The sequence below is a fragment of the Clostridium oryzae genome (genome assembly GCF_002029235.1).
Taxonomy (GTDB): Bacteria; Bacillota; Clostridia; order Clostridiales; family Clostridiaceae; genus Clostridium_AE; species Clostridium_AE oryzae.
Window position 1 is genome coordinate 1 of sequence record NZ_MZGV01000063.1, and the last position, 22,257, is coordinate 22,257.

The window sequence follows — 22,257 nt, forward strand, 5'->3', positions numbered from 1 at the left end:
TTTGTCATGCTGTCAAGGGTGGCGGCTTCCTTCACCTACCTATTTTTCCTTGCTTTTTTTCTTCTTTTTCTCTTTTCAATCCTACTTTTTTTCTCTAAATTTTTTTCATAGCAAACTTTACACTATCTCTCTTATTTAGTGGTGTATCTTAATTTTGATTAAAAGTTATCCACATTGGTAAAATACATAAATTTCCAAAAAGAATATAAACCCCACCCATAGGGCGGAGTCAGTATTCACAATTATTAATTTGGGAGATTGCTGCAAATGTTTTAAAGAAGCTGATGCATAACTACTTTTCCATTAACTTTATTTACATCAACAATTATTGTTTTATTCCCATTATCATAAGTAAAAAAGAGATTAAAAGTATTTTTATACTTAGAAGCGTGCACACTACTCTTTTTAAGAAAAGCGGTTTTTTTACCATTTATTATGTTATGCTTATCTATAAAGCTTGACGCAATTTTCTTTGCAGCATCTAAACTATATTTAGATTTTATCTTTGATTTTGTACGAACTATCTCAGTTCGCATGTAATAAATTTTTCCTGAACTTCCTTCAATTATTACGCAAATGGTAGATTTGGCTTTAGTTATCATATAGTTAAATCCTTTAGTGCTTATTTCATTTTTTCCAGTACGTTTTGGCCAAGAACAATAATTGCAACGTAGTTTTTTTTGTGATACAGTTACTCCATACCAATCCTTTAATTTGCTTACAGCTATCTTCATAGCTTTTGCCTTGCCTATTTCGGCGAATTTCTTTTGTTTAGCTTCTTTTTTACTTCCATCTACATTAGTTATAGAAGTTGTAACTAATGTATTCTTTGCTAACGCATGTTGTCCAGCAGCGGCATGGATTGCTGCAGGAAAGCCCGTCAGCAAAATACATAATAACATTCCAACTACTTTTTTTGCTTTCATAGCATCTTTCCTCCTCTATTTCTTAATTCTCTTGCTTTGAAACAAGTATAGAAAGATTTTATATAGTTTTAATATACTATTTGTAAAATAGTTGTAAAATCAGAAAATTATTTTAATGCAGGTGCCTTCTTTAATTTTACTGTGTATTTCCAATTTAGCATTATGTATATCTGCAATTTCCTTGCATATAGTAAGTCCAAGACCAATACCATTATTCTTTCTGCTCCTGGATTTGTCTACCATATAAAATGCATCAAAGACTTTATTTAAATTTTCTTCAGCTATCCCTATACCATTGTCCGCTACTTCAACTATTTTGTTTTCCTCCAATATATATGAGCTAATATATATAGTGCTCCCTCCTTCAGAAGACTTTATAGCATTATCGACAAAATTCACCATTAGACTTATTATAAGATTTTTTTCTGCATTGATTGAAAAGTCAAATAGATTTTCAACTAACCTTATATTCTTTCTCTCCAGTTTCTCTTTTACTATACTTCTTACGTCAACCATTATATTTTTTATACTCTCATCCTTCATAATAAATGCTTCCTTTTTTAATCGAATAAGATTCATCATATTCTGTGATATGCTTTCTAATCTTTTACCTTCCTTATATATGTAATTAAGTGCTTTTAAAAATGTGTTTTCATTATATTTAGTGGATCGTAAGAAATCTGCATAACCTATTATTGAAGTCAAAGGGGTTTTTATTTCATGAGTCAGATTACTAATAAACATCTGCCTTTCTTCTGCCTTTTTTTCTAATTCTCCGACTTTTTCTTCGATAGCTGCTGCCATTATATTAAAGTTATTTGATAATGTTTCTATTTCATCGTTACTTTTTACCTCTGCTCTTTCAGTATATCTTCCACTTGCAATAACCTTACTAAAGCCTATAAGTTTATTTATAGGTCTTATAATGTGTCTACTGAAAATATACATGTAGATAGCTAATATTATAGCAACTACTATTTCAATCTTTATATAGAAAGCATATTGATCTGTTCTATCTTTGTAAACATAAGTAATATCTCTTACATAGCTAAATTTATAATAAACATTATCTACATAGAACAAATTTGATACAAACAGGTACGTCCTTTTATTTATATCTCTGATCATATAGTTTTTTTGATTTAGCTTTTTCAATTTCTTTATCTCAATTCTTTTATCACTAATTTTGAACTTGAAATTGGTGAATATTTTCTTGCCGTTATTGTCAATTAATTCAATAAATGTGAATTTATCGTTTAAATTACTTAAGTAATTTAATATAAGATTCTTTAATTCACTGTTTAAAGTAGACTTTGTTTTATTTTCAATTCTGTAAGAGGTAATTATTGTCTCAATACTGAAATATGTACTTAAATGTTCTTTCAATCCTCGGTTAACTTCCCTTGTTAAATTAGTATTAAAATTATTTTCTAATATAAAAGAATTAGCAATATTAAAAACTAATAGAAATATAAACATAGGATACAAAAAAATTTTTTGCGCTAGCTTCATTTATTTTTCCAACCTATAACCAACTTTAAATACAGTTGTTATACTATCTTCAAGATTGAGTTTCTTCCTAAGTCTCTGAATATGCATGTCCACTGTTCTAGTTTCTCCAAAATAATCGTATCCCCATATCTTTTCTAAAATAAGTTCTCTAGATAATGCCATTCCCTTATTACTTATCAAGAGGTTCAACAAATCGAACTCCTTATATGTAAGTTCTACTGCCTCATCATTTTTCTTAACAATTCTTTCTTCTAATAGCACTTCTATATTTTTATATTTTATTGTGTTATTCCCTTTTGAATATCGCCTTAGCACCGCCTCGATTCTTGCTAATAACTCTATACATTCAAAAGGTTTAACAATATAATCGTCAGCACCAAGCCTCAACCCTTTAACTTTGTCTAGGATAGAATCTTTAGCGGTTAAAAAGATAACTGGAATATCGTATTCCTTTATATGTTCCATTACCTCAAAGCCATCTATCTCAGGAAGCATCACATCAAGTATAATCAAATTAAAAACATTATCCTTTATCATCTTCAATGCCTTGCTGCCATCCAATGCTTGTAAAACAGTATAACCTGCTAAGTTTAAATTCATTTTGATTAAATCTGAAATACTTTCGTCATCTTCAACTATAAGTATATTTTCCATTATAGCCTCTCCCTCATCTATATTGATATACATATAGTATAAAATTATATATAAGATATATCAATTATGTAAAAAAGTTGTAAAATAAAAAAATGGTTACACCCTATGTCGGCTAGTTCCGCTCGTTAAGCAATTTGACCGCATCTTTTAGTCAAATTTCCTAATGGCTCATAACTCGGCTGCGTCTCAAACAATTCGCCATCTTAACGAAAATTTGCCTAAAAGACACGGATAATTGCTAAACTCGCTCCAAATGAAAAATTATGTTCCCAAAAACATAAATTCCTAAAAAGAAACAAAATTAATTCATAGGAATTCAGCACAGCTGAATTCCCACCTTCACTTTTATCTTTACTCTTTAAGTGTTTTATATGATACTAATTTTAAGTTATCCACAATTGTAAAAAGACGTACTATATACTCATAATCGCATACAGTACGTCTTTATTATATCTATTTATTAGCTATATCTGTTAATTCTTCAGCCAAAGATGTAACATGAACTAAATTTGCTGTAATTTCCTGTATAGCAGCAGTTTGCTGCTCTGTAGTTTTTAATGTTTCATCAGAAGATTCTATAGTCAAATTTACAGACTTTTGAATTTTATCTGTAAGTTCATTTATTTTAAGCGTCGTTTCCTTTGAACTATCAGATAGACTTCGTATCTCCTTAGCTACTACTCCAAATCCTTTTCCTGCTTCTCCAGCTCTAGCAGCCTCTATCGCTGCGTTCAGGCCTAACATTCTAGTCTGATCAGCTATACTTTTTATTGACTCAAGGATTGTGTTTATCTCTAAAGATAAATCCTTAACATTAACTATTTCCTTGCTTAGATTCTGTTGATTTTCCGAAACATTTACTGATGAAGCTGATAATTCTTCCATTGCAGCTGATATTTGATTAAAATTATCAGAAAGCTGTGTTGCCATGCCAAAAAGTCTAATCTTTTCATATCCCATAGAAGAAAATGCATTTGCAACAACGAATAACACTTCAGCAGCAGCTCTTACGTTCTCTTCTTTAGTTCTATATACATTTCGAACAGCATCAACATATTTGTCACTATTTATGCCTATCTCATTAGCAGTCTTTTTAGTCAGCTCTATGTCTGGTTCCTCCGTCAAAATCTGTCCACCTAAAATTGTACCGATTAAATGTCCTCCTAGCATAATTGGTGCAGCAAAATCTATAAGACCTGCATGACATTTGTAGATATAGGGTCTTCCTATCCTTGCAGCTTCTTGTCCACCTTTGCTGTGAGATTGTGCACATCTATCGTCTCCATTTCTAGTTGAATGTGTGAAGTTACAAAATTGAGTATAGGAGCTTGACTTAGTAACTGGATTACCATTCTTATCTACTGTGATACTGGCTATGTTCATTCCTTTAGCAAAGTTATCTTGAAATACTTGAAGAATTTCTAAATCAATAACATCTTTTAACTCTAATGAATTAATGTCAACATGTCCATTTTCAAGTGTTTTTATCATACAAAGCCTCCAATAAATTATTTGTAATCATATATATCATTTTGCATTTCTTAAGTACATAATATTGCTTTTTTCGTCAAAAATCAATATATATTTATCATTCTAAAAAACTTAATTACACTTGTTGTAAATAATTATCAATACTATTTATATTTTATTGAATATCTATTTGTTTTGAGTATTTTTTCTATACTCACTTGGGGTTGTCCCATACTCTTTTTTAAATATTGTATAAAAATAACTTCGGTTAGTAAATCCTACCTTGTCAACAATTTTATTTATGCACATATCAGTACTTAACAAGTAGCCGCGTGCGTGTTCCATTCTAACTTCATTAATATAATCGGATACAGATTTAGATGCCATCTTCTTAAACAATCTACCCAAATATACCGAAGACATATTTACTGATGATGCTAAAGTGTCCAAGCATAAATTAGGATCTTCATATTGCTGATTAATCATATTAATAATATTTTTAATTAATTTATCGTGCTTTAAGCTCTTCTTTTCATTTAGCTTAGAATTTATTTCATCAAACATATCAAAAAAGTGCTTTTCAATTTCATCTAAGGTTTCGAGGTAATCAAATTTACTTACAAACTTGCTGAAGCTGTAATTAATTTTTAAATTCTGTGTTTTTTCTATAGTTTCTACTGCAGAGCTTACAGAAAGTGCTAATCTCAACAAAGCGGTTTCAAACTGGGAATATTCACACTGAATAAAATCTTTATTAATTATATGTTTATATGTATTCTTTACTTCATCAACTTTTCCAAGAAGCATAGACTCTATTAATACTTTTTCTTTATCTACCGGATACACATAATCTTTAACGTTTTCTATATCGTTATAGCAGATTATACTTTGAAAACCATAAAACATTCTATAGTTAGATATCTTAATAGATTCATCGTACAAGTCTGACAGCTCTGCCATAATGTAGCCGCCAGGTCCAATTACACACGATAATTGGACTTGAAGCAATTCATAAACGTTAGTTTGAATTTTCTCTAAAAACTCATGTACCATTTTTATTTCATCATCATTCACATCCTCCTGTGTATTAAAAATTAAAACAATATTATCTGAAGCCATATCTACACATTCACACCTATAGATCTGAGAAAATACTTCGTTCGCTATATTCATTATTCCATATTTCAGAATATTCCTATCCTCGTAGCTGTACTCACTGACAAATTGAGCCATATGATCTATTTTTAAGATTACCATAGAAATGTTCTCTTCTATACTTACCCTTATATGATTATCAATATAGGTTTTCGTAAACTTTTCCTTGTCAAAAGATATCTCATTAGCCATTAATTTTTTAAAGAAATCTTCTTTTGTAAATTTTAAAGGTCTATTTCTTGTTTCAGCTAGATGCTTTAAATCTCTAATTACAGCATCAATAGGTTTGCTTACTTTTCTTGATACAATAAAAGAAATAATAAGTCCTAAGGTAAGTATAAAAAGGCATAAGGTAAACGTGGTGTTAGCCACATGACTAAGCATTTGATTTATCTTAGTGTACGGTACTACACATATAAACTTCCATTTTAGATCTTTAGTTGTAACATATGTAACCAGCGATTTTTTCCCATTGTATATCATATTGAAGTACCCTGATGTTTTATTTAATTTGTTTTCAAGATCAATTTTACTGCCTCTGTGTACTCCTTTTTGCATTGCTTCACTAATTAATCTTCCCTTATCGTCAAGAATAAACACGTCGCCTGAATTGTTGGAATTCAATGAATTTATTACCTTTCGAACCCACAATTCAGAAACATTAAGAATAATTGCATTATCCACTTTTCCTGATTTTTTGGAAAAATTTCTATCGTAAAATATGTATGTGTACACGTTTTCATACTTTTTGTAAGGATACCCGCATTGATAAACTGCTACTCTTCTCGCAATTGGTTTTGATATAGCCGAGATGCTTGGATGTTTCATTATTTTTATTATCTCTTTATCAAAAAAAGCTGATTTTTCTACCTGAGCCCTATTAATCAACGTGGTATAAAAAGTATCCTCCCTGCCGTTGTATATGTATATTGAACTTACAAAGGGCATACTTTGACTATACCCTATTAAACAATTGATAGGAACATTAACTTTTCCAGGATCATTGTAATTATTGTATCTAAGTTGAGAAATATTATTGTCTAGATACATTTGAACCAGCAAAGATCTTGCTGAATCTGTCATAAAATCAGCACTATAGCTGACCTGTGAAAGATTGTTTTTTGAATTATCGTATATGTTTGATAACTCGTTATTTCTAAGTGCGTAATACAGTAAAATATCAGCTACCAATATAATAATGACTACTGTAATTGTAATGTACATAAGTATTTTAGAAAAAAATTTGTTTGCATTCTTCTGATTCATAAAGTGACCTCCCCCACTTCACGATTCTGTAACCGTTATAACCACAAAATCAAATTCACTTATTTCTGCTTCTGTAAAGAATGGTGCTGATGATAATACATGTTTTCTTCCAATTTCATCATAATACGCACTTATTATATCAGGGAATTGACTAATTTATCAAGTAAAACAATATTTAGCGTAAAAAGCCTGGAACTGTACATATACAGTACTATTTCAAAAAATGAACATTACTATTTTGTACAAAAAGTGAACTGGTATATAAAAAATGCAATGTATTTTTTTATAAAATGAACTGATATATAAAATTCAAAATATACTTTTTCTGATGAATAATGTAATGTTTATATATAGCTAGCGCTAGAGCAAAAAAACATGAAAGAGTGGTGTAGATGGAAGTAAAATATGCATCAGAAAGTAAACGGTTAAAGAAACCGTTTTTAAAGGAATTAAGAAAGAATAAAGCTCTATTCTTAATGCTCACACCTGGTCTTTTGCTTTTACTTATAATAAACTATCTTCCAATGATAGGTACGTTAATTGCATTTAAAGACTATAAAAATGAAGGTAATAACTTTTTTGAAAGCTTTATGCTGAGTAAATGGGTAGGATTTAACAATTTTAAATTTCTTTTGAAATCGCCAGACACTTTTACTATTACAAGAAATACAATATGTTATAATTTAGTTTTCATTGTAGTAGGAACTATTTTTGCAGTATTCCTATCAATAGGTATAAATGAGCTTCGCAATAAAAGAACAGCAAAGTTATATCAAAGTGCAATGCTTTTACCTTACTTTTTGTCTTGGGTTGTTATAAGCTTTTTGTTCTTTGGATTTTTAAGTGTGGACAAAGGTATCATTAATAAAGATATACTTGTTCCTTTAGGTAAAAAAGCTATTGAATGGTATTCAGCACCTAAATATTGGCCTTTTATTTTAGTATTTGCTAATCTTCTTAAATATAGTGGTTACAACTGTATAATATATCTGGCTAGTCTAACTGGCATAGATGAGGAATTATACGAAGCTGCTATCCTTGATGGTGCAACAAAATGGCAGCAGATTACAAAAATAACTATACCTCTGCTTTCAAGTGTAATAATAATTATGACACTTTTGGCAGTTGGAAGAATTTTCAACGCAGATTTTGGTTTATTCTTTAATGTTCCAATGAATTCCGGACCCCTATTTGAGTCAACAAATGTTATTGACACCTATGTATATAGAGGTTTAATGAATAATGGTGATATCGGAATGTCTTCCGCAGCAGGATTATATCAATCTGTTGTAGGATTTATCTTAATATTATTAGCTAACTTTATAGTTAGAAAAATAGATAAAGAAAAAGCTTTATTTTAGGAGGGAGGATAATCAATGGCAAAAGCTAATTCAATTTCAAAAGCTAACTCAATTTCAAAACCAGCCAATGTGGTACTGAACATATTGTTTATAATTTTCTCAATTATATGTATTATACCTCTCGTTCTTGTACTTAGTGTTTCATTCTCCAGTGAAGTCAGCATAGCAAAAGATGGTTACAGCTTTCTTCCTCGTCACTTTAGTACAGCTGCTTATTCATACTTATTTTTGAATGCAAAATCTATTTTTCATGCCTACGGAATAACTATTTTTGTTACTGTAGTGGGCAGCATATTAAGTATATTGGTAATAGCACTATATGCTTATCCTTTATCTAGACGTGATTTTAAATATAGAAATTTCTTTACATTTGTAGTGTTCTTTACAATGTTATTTAATGGAGGATTAGTGCCTTGGTATCTTGTCTGTACACAAGCACTGCATTTGAAAAATACTATTTGGGCAATGATTGTACCTTATCTTATAAGTGGTTGGTATGTTCTTATAATGAGAACCTTCCTAGCAACAGGTATACCTGAAGCGATAGTTGAAGCTGCTAAGATAGATGGATGCGGTGAATTTAGAACATTTTTCTCTATAGTTGTTCCGCTGGCAAAACCTGCATTTGCCACAATCGGTTTATTTACTGTATTAAATTACTGGAACGACTGGTGGCTTCCTTTGATGCTTATAGATAAGGATTCATTAGTAAATCTTCAATATACTATGTATAAAATACAGACTAACATTCAATACTTAACTCAATTGGCACCTTCTGCTTCGGCACAAGCAGGCAATGCAGTATCTCAACTTCCTGCTGAAACATCACGTATGGCGATGTGCGTTATTGCAATAGGTCCTATAATCCTAGCTTATCCTTTCTTCCAAAAATATTTTGTTAAGGGTCTGACTATAGGTGGAGTAAAAGGCTAGTACCAACTTTGTTTGGTTAGCATATACAAAATTTTAAAAAACAGGGGGAATAACAAAATGAAAAGTCTAAGTAAAAAATTATCACTAATCTTAGCTACAGCAATGCTTACAAGTGTAGCATTCGCTGGATGTTCAAGCAAAAAAACTAATAGTAGTAAATCTGGAAAACTAAGTCCTTATACATTGGACTGGTACTTTGTTGGTAATGGTACTCAGCCTGATACAGCTAAGATAGAAACTGCTGCTGATAAACTTCTTAAAGACATAAATGTAAAACTTAAATTGCATTGCTTTGACTGGGGATCATATCAACAAAAAATGCAGACTATACTAGCAACTAATGAGAAGGCCGACTTAATAATGACTGCAGGTGGATGGGGAGTACTCTACTATAAGGCCGTTAAAAATGGTAACCTAGTGGATATAACTAAGCTTGCTCCTAAATATGCTCCTAATGCAGTAAAAACACTAAAAAATGGATTCTGGGAATACAGTAGAGTTGATGGAAAGAACTATGCTGTTCCTGTTAACAAAGAAAAAGCAACTCAAATGGGTTTTGAATTTAAAAAGGAGCTTGTAGATAAATATAAATTTGATCTTTCTAAAATAAATTCCTTAGAAGATTTGGAACCTATGCTAAAAACTATAAAGGAAAAAGAGCCAGACATATATCCAGTCGAAGCTAATACTGGAATAAGTGACTTCATGAATTTAAATGATGATGTAGTTAGTACTATTGCTGTATTACCTCATAATTCAACTGATGATAAATTTGTTTCTTATCCAGATAATCCTAATATCCAAAAAACATGGAAAACAATGAGAAAATACTACTTAGCAGGTTATCTTAGAAAGGATGCAGCAACAGTTACTGACGTAACTGCAGACAGAAAAGCAGGAAAGAACTTCGTAATGTTCGACTCCTTTAAGCCTGGAAAAGCTGAAGAATCAAGTATTAGTTCAGGTGTGCCAATGGTACAGAAACTTATAGGTGATCCTATTGTTACAACTAACTCCACAACTGGCTGTATGATGGGTATTCCTAAAGCTAGTAAAGATCCAGCAAGAGTATTGCAATTCTTGGATAAAATGTACACTGATTCCAAATTAATTAACCTTATCGACTACGGTATTGAAGGAACTCATTATGTTAAGAAAGGTGAAAATACTATAACATATGCTCCTGGAACTCAAAATGGTTCAAAATCCGGATACAATCCAGGAACTCCTTGGATGTTCGGAGACCAGTTTAAGAGTTACTTATTCACAACAGAAGATAAAAATAAATGGGAAAAATTCGAAAAATTCAATGATGAAGCTAAACCTTTAGCAGATGCCGGTTTCTCATTTGATGAAACAAATGTTAAGAATGAAGTTGCTGCATGTGTAAATGTTTCAAAAGAATATAATCAGGCATTAAATGCTGGTTCTATAGATCCAGATGCTACTCTTCCAAAATACAGAGCTAAGTTAAAAGCAGCTGGTATTGATAAAGTTCTTACTGAAATAAACAAACAATACAAGGACTGGAAAGCAAAAAACAACAAATAATTAAAAGGGGGGGAGTAACCTGCAACGGTCACTCCCCCCTTAAATATCCAAATTTCCTATTCTTTCATTTTTTATCTCTTCTATACTATTCATATACTCTCTAGGAGATACGTAAAAACTCTTCTTAAAAGCTCTGACAAATGTTGAATAGTCTTTAAATCCAGATTTTTCAGCTACTTCTGTCATAGACAAACCTAAACGAATAAGAGATTTAGCCAATATAAGCCTCTTCTGAATTATATAACTGTATATCGTACTTCCTGTTTCCTGTTTGAATTTATGCATAATATAATACCGACTCGTATAAAAATTAGCCGCTATATCATCTATTGATAAATCTTCCTTCAGATTACTATTTATATAGCTTATCACATCAGTAACCATATCATTCCTGCCGTTACTTTTAATAACTTGTATATCTTCTTTATAAATAAAGAATCTATTAATCAGTACGATAAATTCAATAAATAGTACATTTTTTAGTATCTCACTGGCAAACTCTTTATCACTCTGTGCTATCTCCAAACTTTTAAGCAGTCTTTTCAAATCAAATAAGTTATCTTCGTCAAGTCTCATAAGATAATAGTCCTCTTCACACGCCTTATAAAAACATTTCAAAAGGTTGCTGTCCTTAGAACTGTATCTTTCTAAAAATTCGGGATAGAACCAAAATACAATCCTTTCATACAATTCATTTTCATCAATCACTGGCCTATGAATCTTGGTATTAGGAACTAAAACAATATCCCAAGGCTTTAGATCATATGCCTTTCCTTCTATATGATATGTCACTTTTCCTCTTATAAATACCACTATTTTATGAAAATCATGATGATGATATTTAAAGTCCATAGCTTTTTTATCCCTCACATGAAATATTCTGAAATCCGAATTGAGGTACCCTCTTTTTTCTGAATTCATCATATCAGAGTTTACTGTATGGTTATTCATGCTTTTTTTATCCATATTCTCACTCCATTATGGCTTTTTAAATATTGTATATTAGAATAGCACTATTTGCAATATACTAGCATTATTTACTATATATATTGCAAATAGAAAATATATAATGTAAATATAAGACGAACTAAATGCACAGGACGGAATAGTTAAGAGAAAGTGCATTAAATAGGTATTGGAGTTAAGAGTAAAGAGAAAAGAGATAAGTGATAAGTGAAGGTTAAAATTCAGCTATGCTGAATTTTGATTGTATAGATAGTTCTAATTATTTTAATAATACTTTTGGAATATTAGGTATTATCTTAGTTTTTAAAAAGTTATCGCTGATAATCAGATTTAAATTCTCAGAAATTCTGCACAGCAGAATTTCTTCCTTCACTTTTCTCTCTACTCTTTTCTCTTTTCTCTTACCTATTTAAAGCATGCACCAACTACTTAATATTATCTCCTTTTAATCCACTTTCTTGGTTCGCAATTTATTTATAGGAGGAAACAATTATGAAACTAAGTAAATTGCTCACAAACATAGATTATAAACTCATACAAGGTTCAACTGAGATAGAAGTTGAGAATATATGCTGGGATTCTAGGAATATTAAAAAAAGTTCCCTGTTTATATGCGTAAAAGGTAAAAATGTAGATAGGCATTCCTTTGCTAATGACGCTATTGAAAAAGGTGCCATCGCTTTAGTTATAGAACATGATATTGAGAACATTCCTAAGCACGTAACTGTTGTAAAGGTTAATGATTCTAAAAGTTCTATGGCTGTCATTGCCAATGATTTTTTTGATCATCCTTCCGAGAAATTTAAACTTGTAGGAATAACAGGTACTAATGGGAAAACCTCTACATCTTATTTTTTAACTGAGTTATTGCAGAGTTTTGATAAAAATACTGGGTTGATAGGAACTATAGAAAATAAAATAGGCGATAAAAAACTAGATTTAGAGAAAAAAAATCCTACGACCCCTGATTCTCTAGATTTACAATCCTGCTTTTATAAGATGGTTGAAGGAGGCGTTACTCATGTGGTCATGGAAGCTACTTCTATAGGACTTGTTAATCACAGAGTAGATGAATGTGATTTCGACATAGGAATATTTACTAATCTGACTCAGGATCATCTCGATGAACATGGTACTATGGAAAACTACAGAGATGCTAAGATAAAACTCTTTAAAATGTGCAAGAAAGGACTTATAAACATAGATGACTACTATGCTGAAGACTTTATAAAAGCTGCAGAGTGTGAAGTATTTACTTACGGCATAGATAGACCCGCAGATTACAGGGCTGAGGATGTAGCTTATTCCTTAGAGGGAAGTACCTTTACTTTAAATTATCATGGACAGAAAAAAGAAGTGTCAATCAAAGTATCGGGTAAATTCAATGTTTATAATTCGTTAGCTGCTATAGCTGCCTGCCACCAGCTAGGCTTTCCGCTTGACACAATTATCGAAAATATAAGTTCTATTCACACTGTATCAGGCAGATTTCAGACGATACCGAATTGCAAAGGCTACATGGTAGTAGTAGATTATGCTCATACACCCGACGGAATAGAAAACATATTAAATTCTGCTAGAAATATAACTAAGAAAAAAGTAATTTCGGTATTCGGCTGCGGCGGCGATAGAGATAAAACAAAACGACCTATAATGGGTCAGATTGCAGGCAAACTCTCTGATTACTGCGTCTTAACTTCTGATAATCCAAGAACTGAAGAACCAGAAGGCATCATCAAAGATATAGAGAAAGGTATTAAAGCTACTGCTTGTCCATATATTATAGAAGCTGACAGAAAAAAAGCTATCTTCATGGCTTTAGAAAAAAGCAGGCCCGGGGACATTATAGTTATAGCCGGAAAAGGACATGAAACCTATCAGATATTTAAAGATAAAACAATCCATTTTGATGATGTTGAAGTAGTAAAAGAATATTTAAAGTTAACTTCTTACGTATTTAAATAAATTGTCGAGGTGAAAATAATGAATTCTTTTTTCAAATCTTACAAATCTACTATTATATTGCTAGGCTCAATTATAGCTGGCGGAATAGTTGGTGCAATAGTTGGTCCAAAAGCATCAGTAGTTCAGCCTTTAGGTGATTTATTTCTAAATCTGATGTTTATGATAATAGTTCCATTAGTATTCTTTAGTGTAAGTTCTGCTATTGCAAATATGACAGAGTTAAGAAGGTTAGGTAAAATTATAGCTACTACATTTGCAGTGTTTATCTGTACTAGTATTGCAGCGGCTATAATTGGAGTTGTATGCGCTATTATAGTGAATCCTACAAAGGGGCTTGACATTTCGTCATTCAGCTCATTAATGTCCAAAACTTCTCAAAATGTATCACAAACTAAAAACCTTACCTTTCTTCAGCATATAGTAAATACTGTAACTGTATCAGATTTTAATCTGCTGCTGTCAAAAAGCAATATGCTGCCCTTAATAGTATTTTCAATACTATTTGGAGTGTCTACAGCTATCATCGGAGAGAAAGGTAAACCAGTATCAGTATTTTTATCCTCTGCATCAGAAGTAATGCTTAGAATAGTAAAAATAGTAATGTATTATGCTCCTATAGGTTTAGGCTGCTACTTTGCATCCGTTATCGGGCAGCTTGGCACACAGATACTTGGCGGATACCTAAGAGTATTCCTTCTATATATATTTTTGACTATTATTTATTTCTTTGGTTTCTATACTCTATATGCTTTTATCTCTGCCGGTAAATTAGGAATAAAAACCTTTTGGAAGAATATCACGGCTCCATCTATAACGGCCTTAGCTACCTGTTCTAGTGCTGCGTGTATCCCGGTAAATATCGAATATTGCAAAAAGATGGGGGTACCAGCAGACATAGCTGAGACAGTACTTCCGCTAGGAGCCAATACCCATAAAGATGGCTCTGTATTTGGAGGCGTCATGAAATTAGTGTTCATTTTCGGACTATTCGGCAAAAACGTTACTGATCCAAAAACATTGATAGGAATTATAGTAGTAGCGTTCCTCGTAGGAGCAGTAATGGGTGCTATTCCTAATGGTGGAATGATAGGTGAGATGCTTATTCTAACTGTTTATGGCTTTCCTCTTAATACTCTTCCAATAATAGCCCTGGTAAGTACTATTATTGACGTTCCTGCCACATTGCTTAATTCAACCGGAAATGCAGTAAGTTCAATGATGATAACAAGATTTGTTGAAGGCAAGAATTGGCTGTCTAATTTTTGCAAACCTGAATAGCTATTAACTTTAAATATTCATTTCTGTCTAGACTAGTAAGTGTACTGAGCAAATCTGTTTCATATGCATTACCGCACACTTCATAACCATGTTTTTTAATGTGAGCTATTAAACGTTCATATGTTAAATTCATTGTTTCATAGGAACCCTGATGATAAGTAAACGCATAAGTGCCAGAGGGCTTTATAAATCTTTCGATGTTCGCGTCTTGAAAATCATCAGGTATTTTTATTCCAAAATGCGCAGTTTTTTCATAAGCCCCTGTTGCTAAATCTTTTTTTCTAATAATATTACATATAGGATTTTCAAAGTCTATACCTAATTGTTTAGAATGATTGCACAATGCCGTAAAACTCTGCATATGCGATTTTTCATCTGCTTCTTTACATTCTTCTATCATATATACTTCTTGTTCGTGATATACGAATTCTACTTTCTTTAGATCCTTAACTTCAACCACCTTTTCAAGAAGTTTAGCTCTGCTTTCTATTTTTTTACGGATTCTGTCTAACTTCTGAATCTCCTTATCCACTTTTTCTTTTTGATGTTTAAGCATCTCAATACATCTTTTTGCATTACGTTCGCTGAGATATTCTTTTAAAACCTTAATAGACACACCAATATTTCTAAATGTCAGAATTGAATCCAATTCATCTGCCTGCTCCAATGTATATTGTCTATATTCTTTTTCACCGCGTTTTGCCGGAGAAATCAATCCGATGTTGTCATAATAAATTACTGTCTGTTTTGTGACTCCTAACATTTTTGCTAGTTCACCTGTGGAAAGATATATTTTATCACCCATTTTTATTATCCCTCTTGACTATATAGTTACTATACCCCTTATTATATCAAGTGCAAAATATTTGTACAACTATGATAAGGAGAATTGAACTATCTATGATAAATACAGAAAAGCGCTCTTTTAACAATAAAGAAATGATAATTTTGATTTTTTCTCTAGCTTGGCCTTCTATTGTAGAACAAGCTCTGCAGACTGTAGTTCAATATATAGACTCTGCTATGGTAGGTAGAATTGGTGCAGAAGCCTCTGCTGCTGTTGGTCTTACCACTACAGTTACATGGCTTGTTAACAGTCCCCTGTGGGCCATGGGAATTGGTGTCCTTGCGTATATTTCAATGTCTATAGGAGCAAAAAAATATAGGCGGGCAAAAATCGCTGCTACTCAGTCTATAATAATTACAATCGTATTGGGAGTAGCTATAGGTATAATAACATTATCTGTGAGTCCTTTTCTTCCTAAATTGCTAGGTGCCGACACTAAGATTCAGCGAAACGCTTCACTTTATTTTGCTATTATATGTATACCTATGATATTTCGTGCCTCGAGCATCATCTTTGGAGCAGTGCTGCGCGCTACTGGTGATATGAAAACCCCAATGATGGTGAATCTTATTATGAATATAGTAAATATTCTTCTAAATTTTCTATTAATCTATCCTACAAGGACAATTTCCTTAGGACATCTTAATTTCACTATATATGGTGCTGGACTTGGGGTTGTCGGTTCTGCTACAGCAACCGCAACTGCACATTGTGTAAGCGGAAGTTTAATGTTTATCAGCCTTTGCAGAAATAAATTAGTTTCACCTATGGGTGAAAAAGTAAGGCTGCACAGACCTATTATGCAGAGATGCGTAGAAGTAGGATTTCCTGTAACCTTGGAACGTGTCACGAGTTGTCTTGGACAAGTTGTTTTTACAGGTCTGGTTACACAGCTTGGAACCCTTGCTCTTGCAGCTCATACCATTGCGATAACAGCTGAACAAGCTTTCTATATACCTGGTTATGGTATGCAATCTTCTGCATCAACTTTAGCCGGAAATTCTTTAGGAGAAAAAAATGAGAAGAAATTTAAACATATGTCTGTCACAATAATTTGCCTTACTGTAGCCATAATGACTATTACTGGAGCTTTACTTTTCATCTTTCCAAAAAGTATGATGTCAATATTCTCTGAAAATGCCACAGTAATTAAATCTGGAGCTTCCGTTTTACGAATCGTAGCTGTTTCAGAACCAATGTTTGGAGCTCTGATAATATTGGAAGGTATTTTCAATGGTATAGGCGACACAAAAACTCCACTATTTATAGCATTATTTAGCATGTGGGGGGTAAGAATTCTATTCACTTTCTTATGTGTATCAGTGTTAGGCCTTGGATTAAGAGCAGTATGGTTCTGTATGGTAGCAGATAATGTTACAAGATTTATTCTGCTATTAATTCGTTTTTTAAGAGGACGTTGGAAACGTAACTTCATATAAAAAAGGGTAGGAAGTGATTTCCGTCGGCTGGAAAATGCCTCCTTCAACCACTTCCTACCCTATGCCCTTACTCTTAATATTCACAAAATAATCTTATTATACTACTTCTGTGCCTTCTTATCTTAATTCACTAACTTCAGAATATTTTACTGTTTCTTTTTAACATACTATTTACTTAACATTGAAAGTTCTCTTGAGTATAGAATAAGTAATGAATTAAGAATGAGGAATTACTAATAATCAGATTTAAAATCTCAGAAACTCTGCGTAGCAGAATTTCTTCCTTCACTTTACTCTTTTCTCTCTACTCTTTACTCTTTTCTCATTTACATCACCGGTTTTATATAGAACTTAAACTTTATATGCTTTTCGCTAAGTCTGTATTGTTCTAAGAGCTCTGGTCCGCAGCTGTTTGAACCAATTCCAGAATTTTTATAATCTATACGTACTATATTGCTTTCATTTTCCATAAGTTCATCTGTATGAGCAGCTGCAGTAAGCATTTCTGATGTATATTTAGATATATTGAATTCAAATTCACTTTCTGTAGTGAACCTTAAGCCTCCTATTTCAACAAACTTTGTCCTTGTATGATTTCCATGTTCCTGCGGGACTATATATGGAACATATTCTTTATCTACACTGCTTTCATACATGTCCACTTTAGTATGATGACACATATCTAAATAGTTTTCATAAGGACCCATTCCATAATATCTAAACTCTTTATTCTTCTTAGGTATAGAGAATTCGAACCCTAGACGCGGCAGATATACACAATTTTCTTTCACTTTTCCCTCTAATTCAACTTTAATAGATCCATTTCCTAATATTGTAAACATTACATTAAATCTTAGAAACGGCGAACGAGAAATTCCTGCAAGACTACCATTAACAATTATCTTGTTATCTGCTAATTCACAAAAATATACCTTAGAGAAGATTCTATTTAAATTTACTCCGCTTCTATTATCTTCAAATAAACCCCACTCATACTTTATTCTTCTATCATTATCTGTTGGCGCTCTCCATGCTGTCAATTTTATAATATCAGTTAACTTTTCCTCACCATTTACTGTTATACTTTCAAAGCTCCCGTAATGCTTATTAAATTTATAAACGTAATTTTCACCAGTTATTATTATTAACTGTTTTTCCTCAACAAATTTAGGAGAACTTGTAACAGCATTACTATCAGTCTTTATAGCTACATGCAAATCATGCTGCTCAGCAGCAACCTCATATTCACCTGTAAGACTTAAGTTTAGATAACAGCCTAATTTACAGTTTTCAGGCAAAGTGAAATCAAGCGTATATTCCTTGGATTGATGAGGTTTAATATCACAAATCATTTCACCGGCTTTAATAGTTTCACCATCACAAACTACTTTCCATTGCAATTTATATTCATTTAGATTTGTAAAGTCATATAAATTACTTATAGTTAGTTTATTTCCATTAACACTTGTTCTCATATATTGATAAACAGCTTTTGCTTCTAATGATCCTGCTTTAAAGCTTCTATCAGCAAATACAAGTCCATCACAGCAGAAGTTTCCATCATGAGTAGTTTCTCCGAAATCTCCGCCATATCTATATGCACCGTCAGCAAATACTGCATGATCTGCCCATTCCCATATACATCCGCCTATCAGTTTTGGATATTGATAGATCCTTTGCCAATAATCCCATACATCTCCTGGCCCATTTCCCATCGCATGCGAATATTCACATAAGAAGAATGGCCTTTTATCTTCATTTTTAGCAAATTCCTCTATTCCTGATACGCTGGTATACATTCTTGATACTACATCTACATCACACTTGTCATTGATTAAATTTGCACCTTCATAATGAACCAATCTTGATTTATCTCTATTTTTTGTCCATGCGATCATAGCGTCATGATTACTTCCATAACCGCTCTCATTACCCATAGACCACATAATTACACAAGGATGATTTTTGTCCCTCTCCACCATCCTTTGTGCTCTCTCAACAAAAGAATTCTTCCACACTTCCTGGTTACATATCCAGTCTTCACTTTCCATGTCATAAACATATCCGCCATTTCTTGAAACAAAACCATGTATTTCAATATCTGTTTCGTCAACTACATAGAATCCTAATTCGTCACACAAATTTAAGAATTCTGGGTTTGGAGGGTAGTGAGAAGTTCTTATACAATTTACATTCAGTTCCTTCATTTTAAGAAGTTCTGATTTCATGGTTTCATAAGGAGTATAGTGTCCAAACTTTGGGTTAGTATCATGATGATTAACGCCCTTTAACTTTACTGAAACCCCGTTAATAAGCAATTCTCCTTTATCTGATACACTAATATCTCGAATTCCAACATTAAATGGAATATACTCACTACAACTTTTTACTACAACTTTATATAAATGAGGCTTCTCAGCATTCCATAAAATAGGATTGTCTAACTTATCTATTTTGTTTTCACCATCATAAATGACATAATCTTTTTCAGAAACTGATATATTCTTATTTTCAACCTTGATTTCTATATCTCTTGCACTATTTTTATCTCTTGAAAGCAGATATACATCTCTAAAAATTCCAGACAATCTGAAAAAATCCTGATCCTCTAAGTAGCTTCCAGAGCACCACTTTAACACTCTAACTGTTATATTATTGCTGCCCTTTTTAACATATTTAGAAATATTAAATTCACTTTGTAGATGTGAACCTTGGCTGTAACCTACATACTCATCATTTATATATAAGTAAAGACAGGAATTAACTCCTTCAAATACTATATATGTGTCCCTCTCCTTCCACTGCCTATCTACAATAAATTCTCTATTATAAACTCCACAGGGATTATCATCAGGAACATATGGACTATCCACAGCATACGGATAATTTACATTTGTATAGTAAGGTATATCATATCCATGCATCTGCCAATTTGAAGGCACAGGGATTTTATCCCATTTAGTTATAACCTCTGGCACATCAATATCTCTATTAAAATATGCGAAATTCCATTCACCATTTAATAGTCTATAATATTCCGAATCCTCTTTATTGCCTTTTAAAGCTTTTTCCAACGTATCGTAGGGAATATAATATGAACGCTGTGGCTCTCTATTTTCTGAAATTAAATTCAAATTTTCGTAACTTCTCATTTTTTCACTTCCTTAATTTTTTCTTCATTATAATACTATATACCTATTTTTTTAATACATATTATTGACTAAAACATGCACAAAATGATACAACTATATATAGAATAACATGAATTAAAAGAAGATAATATTTAGTAGTTAGTGTATGCTTTAAATAGGTAAGAGAAAAGAGAAAAGAGTAAAGAGTAGAGAGAAAAGTGAAGGAAGAAATTCTGCTATGCAGAATTTCTGAGAATTTAAATCTGATTATCAGCGATAACTTTTTAAAAACTAAGACTTACCTAGTATTACAAAAGGACTATTAAAATAATTAGGATCATCTATACAATCAAATATACAATCAAAATTCAGCCCGGCTGAATTTTAACCTTCTCTTTACTCTTTTCTCTTTACTCTTAACTCTCATACCTATTTAATGCACTTTCTCTTAACTATTCCATCTAGAGCATTTAGTTCGTAATATATTTAGTAGGTGATATATCATGAAGATGTTATCCGGATATTACACAAAAAATGAAGAAGGTGTAGCAAATACACAATATGATATAGCAATCAATAGCTGCGGAAGATATGAACTCATCAAATTAAAGGAATTTAAAACTTACAGACCTGAAGGACGAAATGATTTTCAGCTTCTATATATAGCTAAGGGCAAAGCAATGTTTATTATTAATGGGGAAAAGAAGATTGTTAAACAGGATTCCATCGTGATTTATTTACCTAGTGAACCCCAATATTACAGCTATAATCTTCAAGACGAACCCATTGTTTATTGGGTCCACTTTTCAGGTTTTAATGCCTTTGAGCTGTTAAAAGAAAACAATCTAACTGATTCGAGCATATTTAATGTAGGTACCAATAGTACGATTTCCATAATATTTGATAATATTATTAAGGAACTACAGCTTACCCGTACTAACTACTTTCAAATGTGCAGCCTGTTTATAAAAGAATTAATAACCATGTGCGGAAGATACTTAGCTGAGACTAACTCAGGCAGATACTCGAGAAACAAAACAATGGAAAATGCAATTAACTATTTCAATGAAAATTTCAATAAAGAAATAAATATAAAGGACTACGCTGATAAAAACAGCATAAGTTGTTGTTGGTTTATACGCAGCTTTAAGAGATATACCGGAGTAACTCCAGCTCAGTACATTATAAATACTAGAATTGAGAAAGCAAAAAGCTTATTAAATACTGGATCTTTTACAGTAAGTGAAGTATCAAACTTAGTAGGATATGAAAATCCTCTATATTTTAGCAGGATATTCAAAAAGAATGTAGGGATAGCTCCAAAGGCTTACTGTTACTAACTATAAAGAATTTATAAAATCACTCATAGCGTTATAATGATATTGACAAATTTAATATTGTTTGTTATCCTTGCTATTATATTATACATAGTAAAAACTATGATCAGAACCAGTAAACAATTGTATCTAAAGAGAACAAAATTCTTGGCTGAAAAATTTTGTGATAAATGATTGTTGAACCCCACTCTGAAAGTTGCAAGTAAACCTTGCCGGACTTAGCCCGTTAAAGTTATAAAGATGAATTGCATACATGTTTGTTTTTTATGTGATTAATTTGAGTGGTACCGCGGATTAACCTTCGTCTCAATACTTGAGATGAAGGTTTTATTTTTTATATAGACCAGCTAGTAAAAGTCAATAAGTTTTTATAAAAAAATTAATTGATAAAAATAAGCAACACAAAAAGACCATTGAAAAACACGAACAATGGAAAATTGCTCTTAATTGTTAGGGTTGTTAAGCA

At 31.9% G+C, this 22,257-nt stretch carries 15 protein-coding genes and 1 other annotated feature; of the genes, 7 read left to right on the forward strand and 8 right to left on the reverse strand.

The window, feature by feature from the left end; translation table 11 throughout:
- Window positions 1-272: 272 nt before the first annotated feature.
- The 5 genes from CLORY_RS18685 to CLORY_RS18705 form a co-directional block, all read right to left on the reverse strand.
- Window positions 273-926 (reverse strand): hypothetical protein, encoded by a 654-nt coding sequence (locus CLORY_RS18685; protein WP_079427331.1) that lies wholly within the window; start codon window positions 924-926, stop codon window positions 273-275.
- 99 nt (window positions 927-1,025) lie between these two features.
- Complete coding sequence (locus tag CLORY_RS18690) at window positions 1,026-2,438, reverse strand: sensor histidine kinase (RefSeq protein WP_079427333.1); 1,413 nt, start codon at window positions 2,436-2,438, stop codon at window positions 1,026-1,028.
- Window positions 2,439-3,092 carry a response regulator transcription factor gene (locus tag CLORY_RS18695; RefSeq protein ID WP_079427335.1) on the reverse strand — a complete coding sequence of 218 codons (654 nt, stop codon included), beginning with the start codon at window positions 3,090-3,092 and terminating at the stop codon, window positions 2,439-2,441.
- 453 nt (window positions 3,093-3,545) lie between these two features.
- Window positions 3,546-4,583, reverse strand: a complete 1,038-nt coding sequence (locus tag CLORY_RS18700; protein WP_079427337.1) for a PocR ligand-binding domain-containing protein — start codon at window positions 4,581-4,583, stop codon at window positions 3,546-3,548.
- A 165-nt stretch (window positions 4,584-4,748) separates the two neighbouring features.
- A complete protein-coding gene (locus CLORY_RS18705) occupies window positions 4,749-6,983 on the reverse strand; it encodes an AraC family transcriptional regulator (RefSeq protein ID WP_079427338.1) in 2,235 nt (744 codons plus the stop codon).
- 392 nt (window positions 6,984-7,375) lie between these two features.
- On the opposite strand from CLORY_RS18705, the gene CLORY_RS18710 reads away from it, so the two are divergent.
- From CLORY_RS18710 to CLORY_RS18720, 3 genes are read left to right on the forward strand one after another with little or no spacing between them, the layout of a single operon-like run.
- Window positions 7,376-8,344: an ABC transporter permease gene (locus CLORY_RS18710; RefSeq protein ID WP_079427340.1), complete on the forward strand. Its 969-nt coding sequence runs from the start codon at window positions 7,376-7,378 to the stop codon at window positions 8,342-8,344.
- Between the two features lie 15 nt (window positions 8,345-8,359).
- Window positions 8,360-9,277 (forward strand): carbohydrate ABC transporter permease, encoded by a 918-nt coding sequence (locus CLORY_RS18715; protein ID WP_079427342.1) that lies wholly within the window; start codon window positions 8,360-8,362, stop codon window positions 9,275-9,277.
- A 57-nt stretch (window positions 9,278-9,334) separates the two neighbouring features.
- Window positions 9,335-10,828, forward strand: a complete 1,494-nt coding sequence (locus CLORY_RS18720) for an ABC transporter substrate-binding protein (protein WP_079427344.1) — start codon at window positions 9,335-9,337, stop codon at window positions 10,826-10,828.
- Between the two features lie 39 nt (window positions 10,829-10,867).
- On the opposite strand, the gene CLORY_RS18725 is transcribed toward CLORY_RS18720, so the two are convergent.
- Entirely contained in the window at window positions 10,868-11,794 is a 927-nt protein-coding gene (locus tag CLORY_RS18725) for an AraC family transcriptional regulator (protein ID WP_242954453.1), read from the reverse strand.
- A 492-nt stretch (window positions 11,795-12,286) separates the two neighbouring features.
- Here CLORY_RS18725 and CLORY_RS18730 point away from each other — a divergent pair, with 492 nt between their 5' ends.
- Both CLORY_RS18730 and CLORY_RS18735 read left to right on the forward strand, forming a co-directional pair.
- The gene (locus tag CLORY_RS18730) at window positions 12,287-13,759 is read left to right on the forward strand and encodes a UDP-N-acetylmuramoyl-L-alanyl-D-glutamate--2,6-diaminopimelate ligase (RefSeq protein ID WP_079427347.1); all 1,473 of its coding nucleotides are present in this window, start codon (window positions 12,287-12,289) and stop codon (window positions 13,757-13,759) included.
- An 18-nt stretch (window positions 13,760-13,777) separates the two neighbouring features.
- Window positions 13,778-15,037, forward strand: a complete 1,260-nt coding sequence (locus CLORY_RS18735) for a dicarboxylate/amino acid:cation symporter (protein WP_079427350.1) — start codon at window positions 13,778-13,780, stop codon at window positions 15,035-15,037.
- Here CLORY_RS18735 and CLORY_RS18740 read toward each other — a convergent pair.
- Entirely contained in the window at window positions 15,015-15,842 is an 828-nt protein-coding gene (locus CLORY_RS18740; protein ID WP_079427352.1) for a MerR family transcriptional regulator, read from the reverse strand. The genes CLORY_RS18735 and CLORY_RS18740 overlap by 23 nt on opposite strands.
- A 95-nt stretch (window positions 15,843-15,937) precedes the next feature.
- On the opposite strand from CLORY_RS18740, the gene CLORY_RS18745 reads away from it, so the two are divergent.
- Window positions 15,938-17,323: an MATE family efflux transporter gene (locus CLORY_RS18745; protein WP_079427354.1), complete on the forward strand. Its 1,386-nt coding sequence runs from the start codon at window positions 15,938-15,940 to the stop codon at window positions 17,321-17,323.
- Window positions 17,324-17,649: 326 nt separating this feature from the next.
- On the opposite strand, the gene CLORY_RS18750 is transcribed toward CLORY_RS18745, so the two are convergent.
- Window positions 17,650-20,475, reverse strand: a complete 2,826-nt coding sequence (locus tag CLORY_RS18750; protein WP_079427356.1) for a glycoside hydrolase family 2 TIM barrel-domain containing protein — start codon at window positions 20,473-20,475, stop codon at window positions 17,650-17,652.
- 482 nt (window positions 20,476-20,957) lie between these two features.
- Between CLORY_RS18750 and CLORY_RS18755 the strand changes: the two genes are divergently transcribed.
- Entirely contained in the window at window positions 20,958-21,794 is an 837-nt protein-coding gene (locus CLORY_RS18755; protein ID WP_079427358.1) for an AraC family transcriptional regulator, read from the forward strand.
- A gap of 90 nt (window positions 21,795-21,884) precedes the next feature.
- Window positions 21,885-22,103, forward strand: a binding site (T-box leader).
- Window positions 22,104-22,257: the final 154 nt, after the last annotated feature.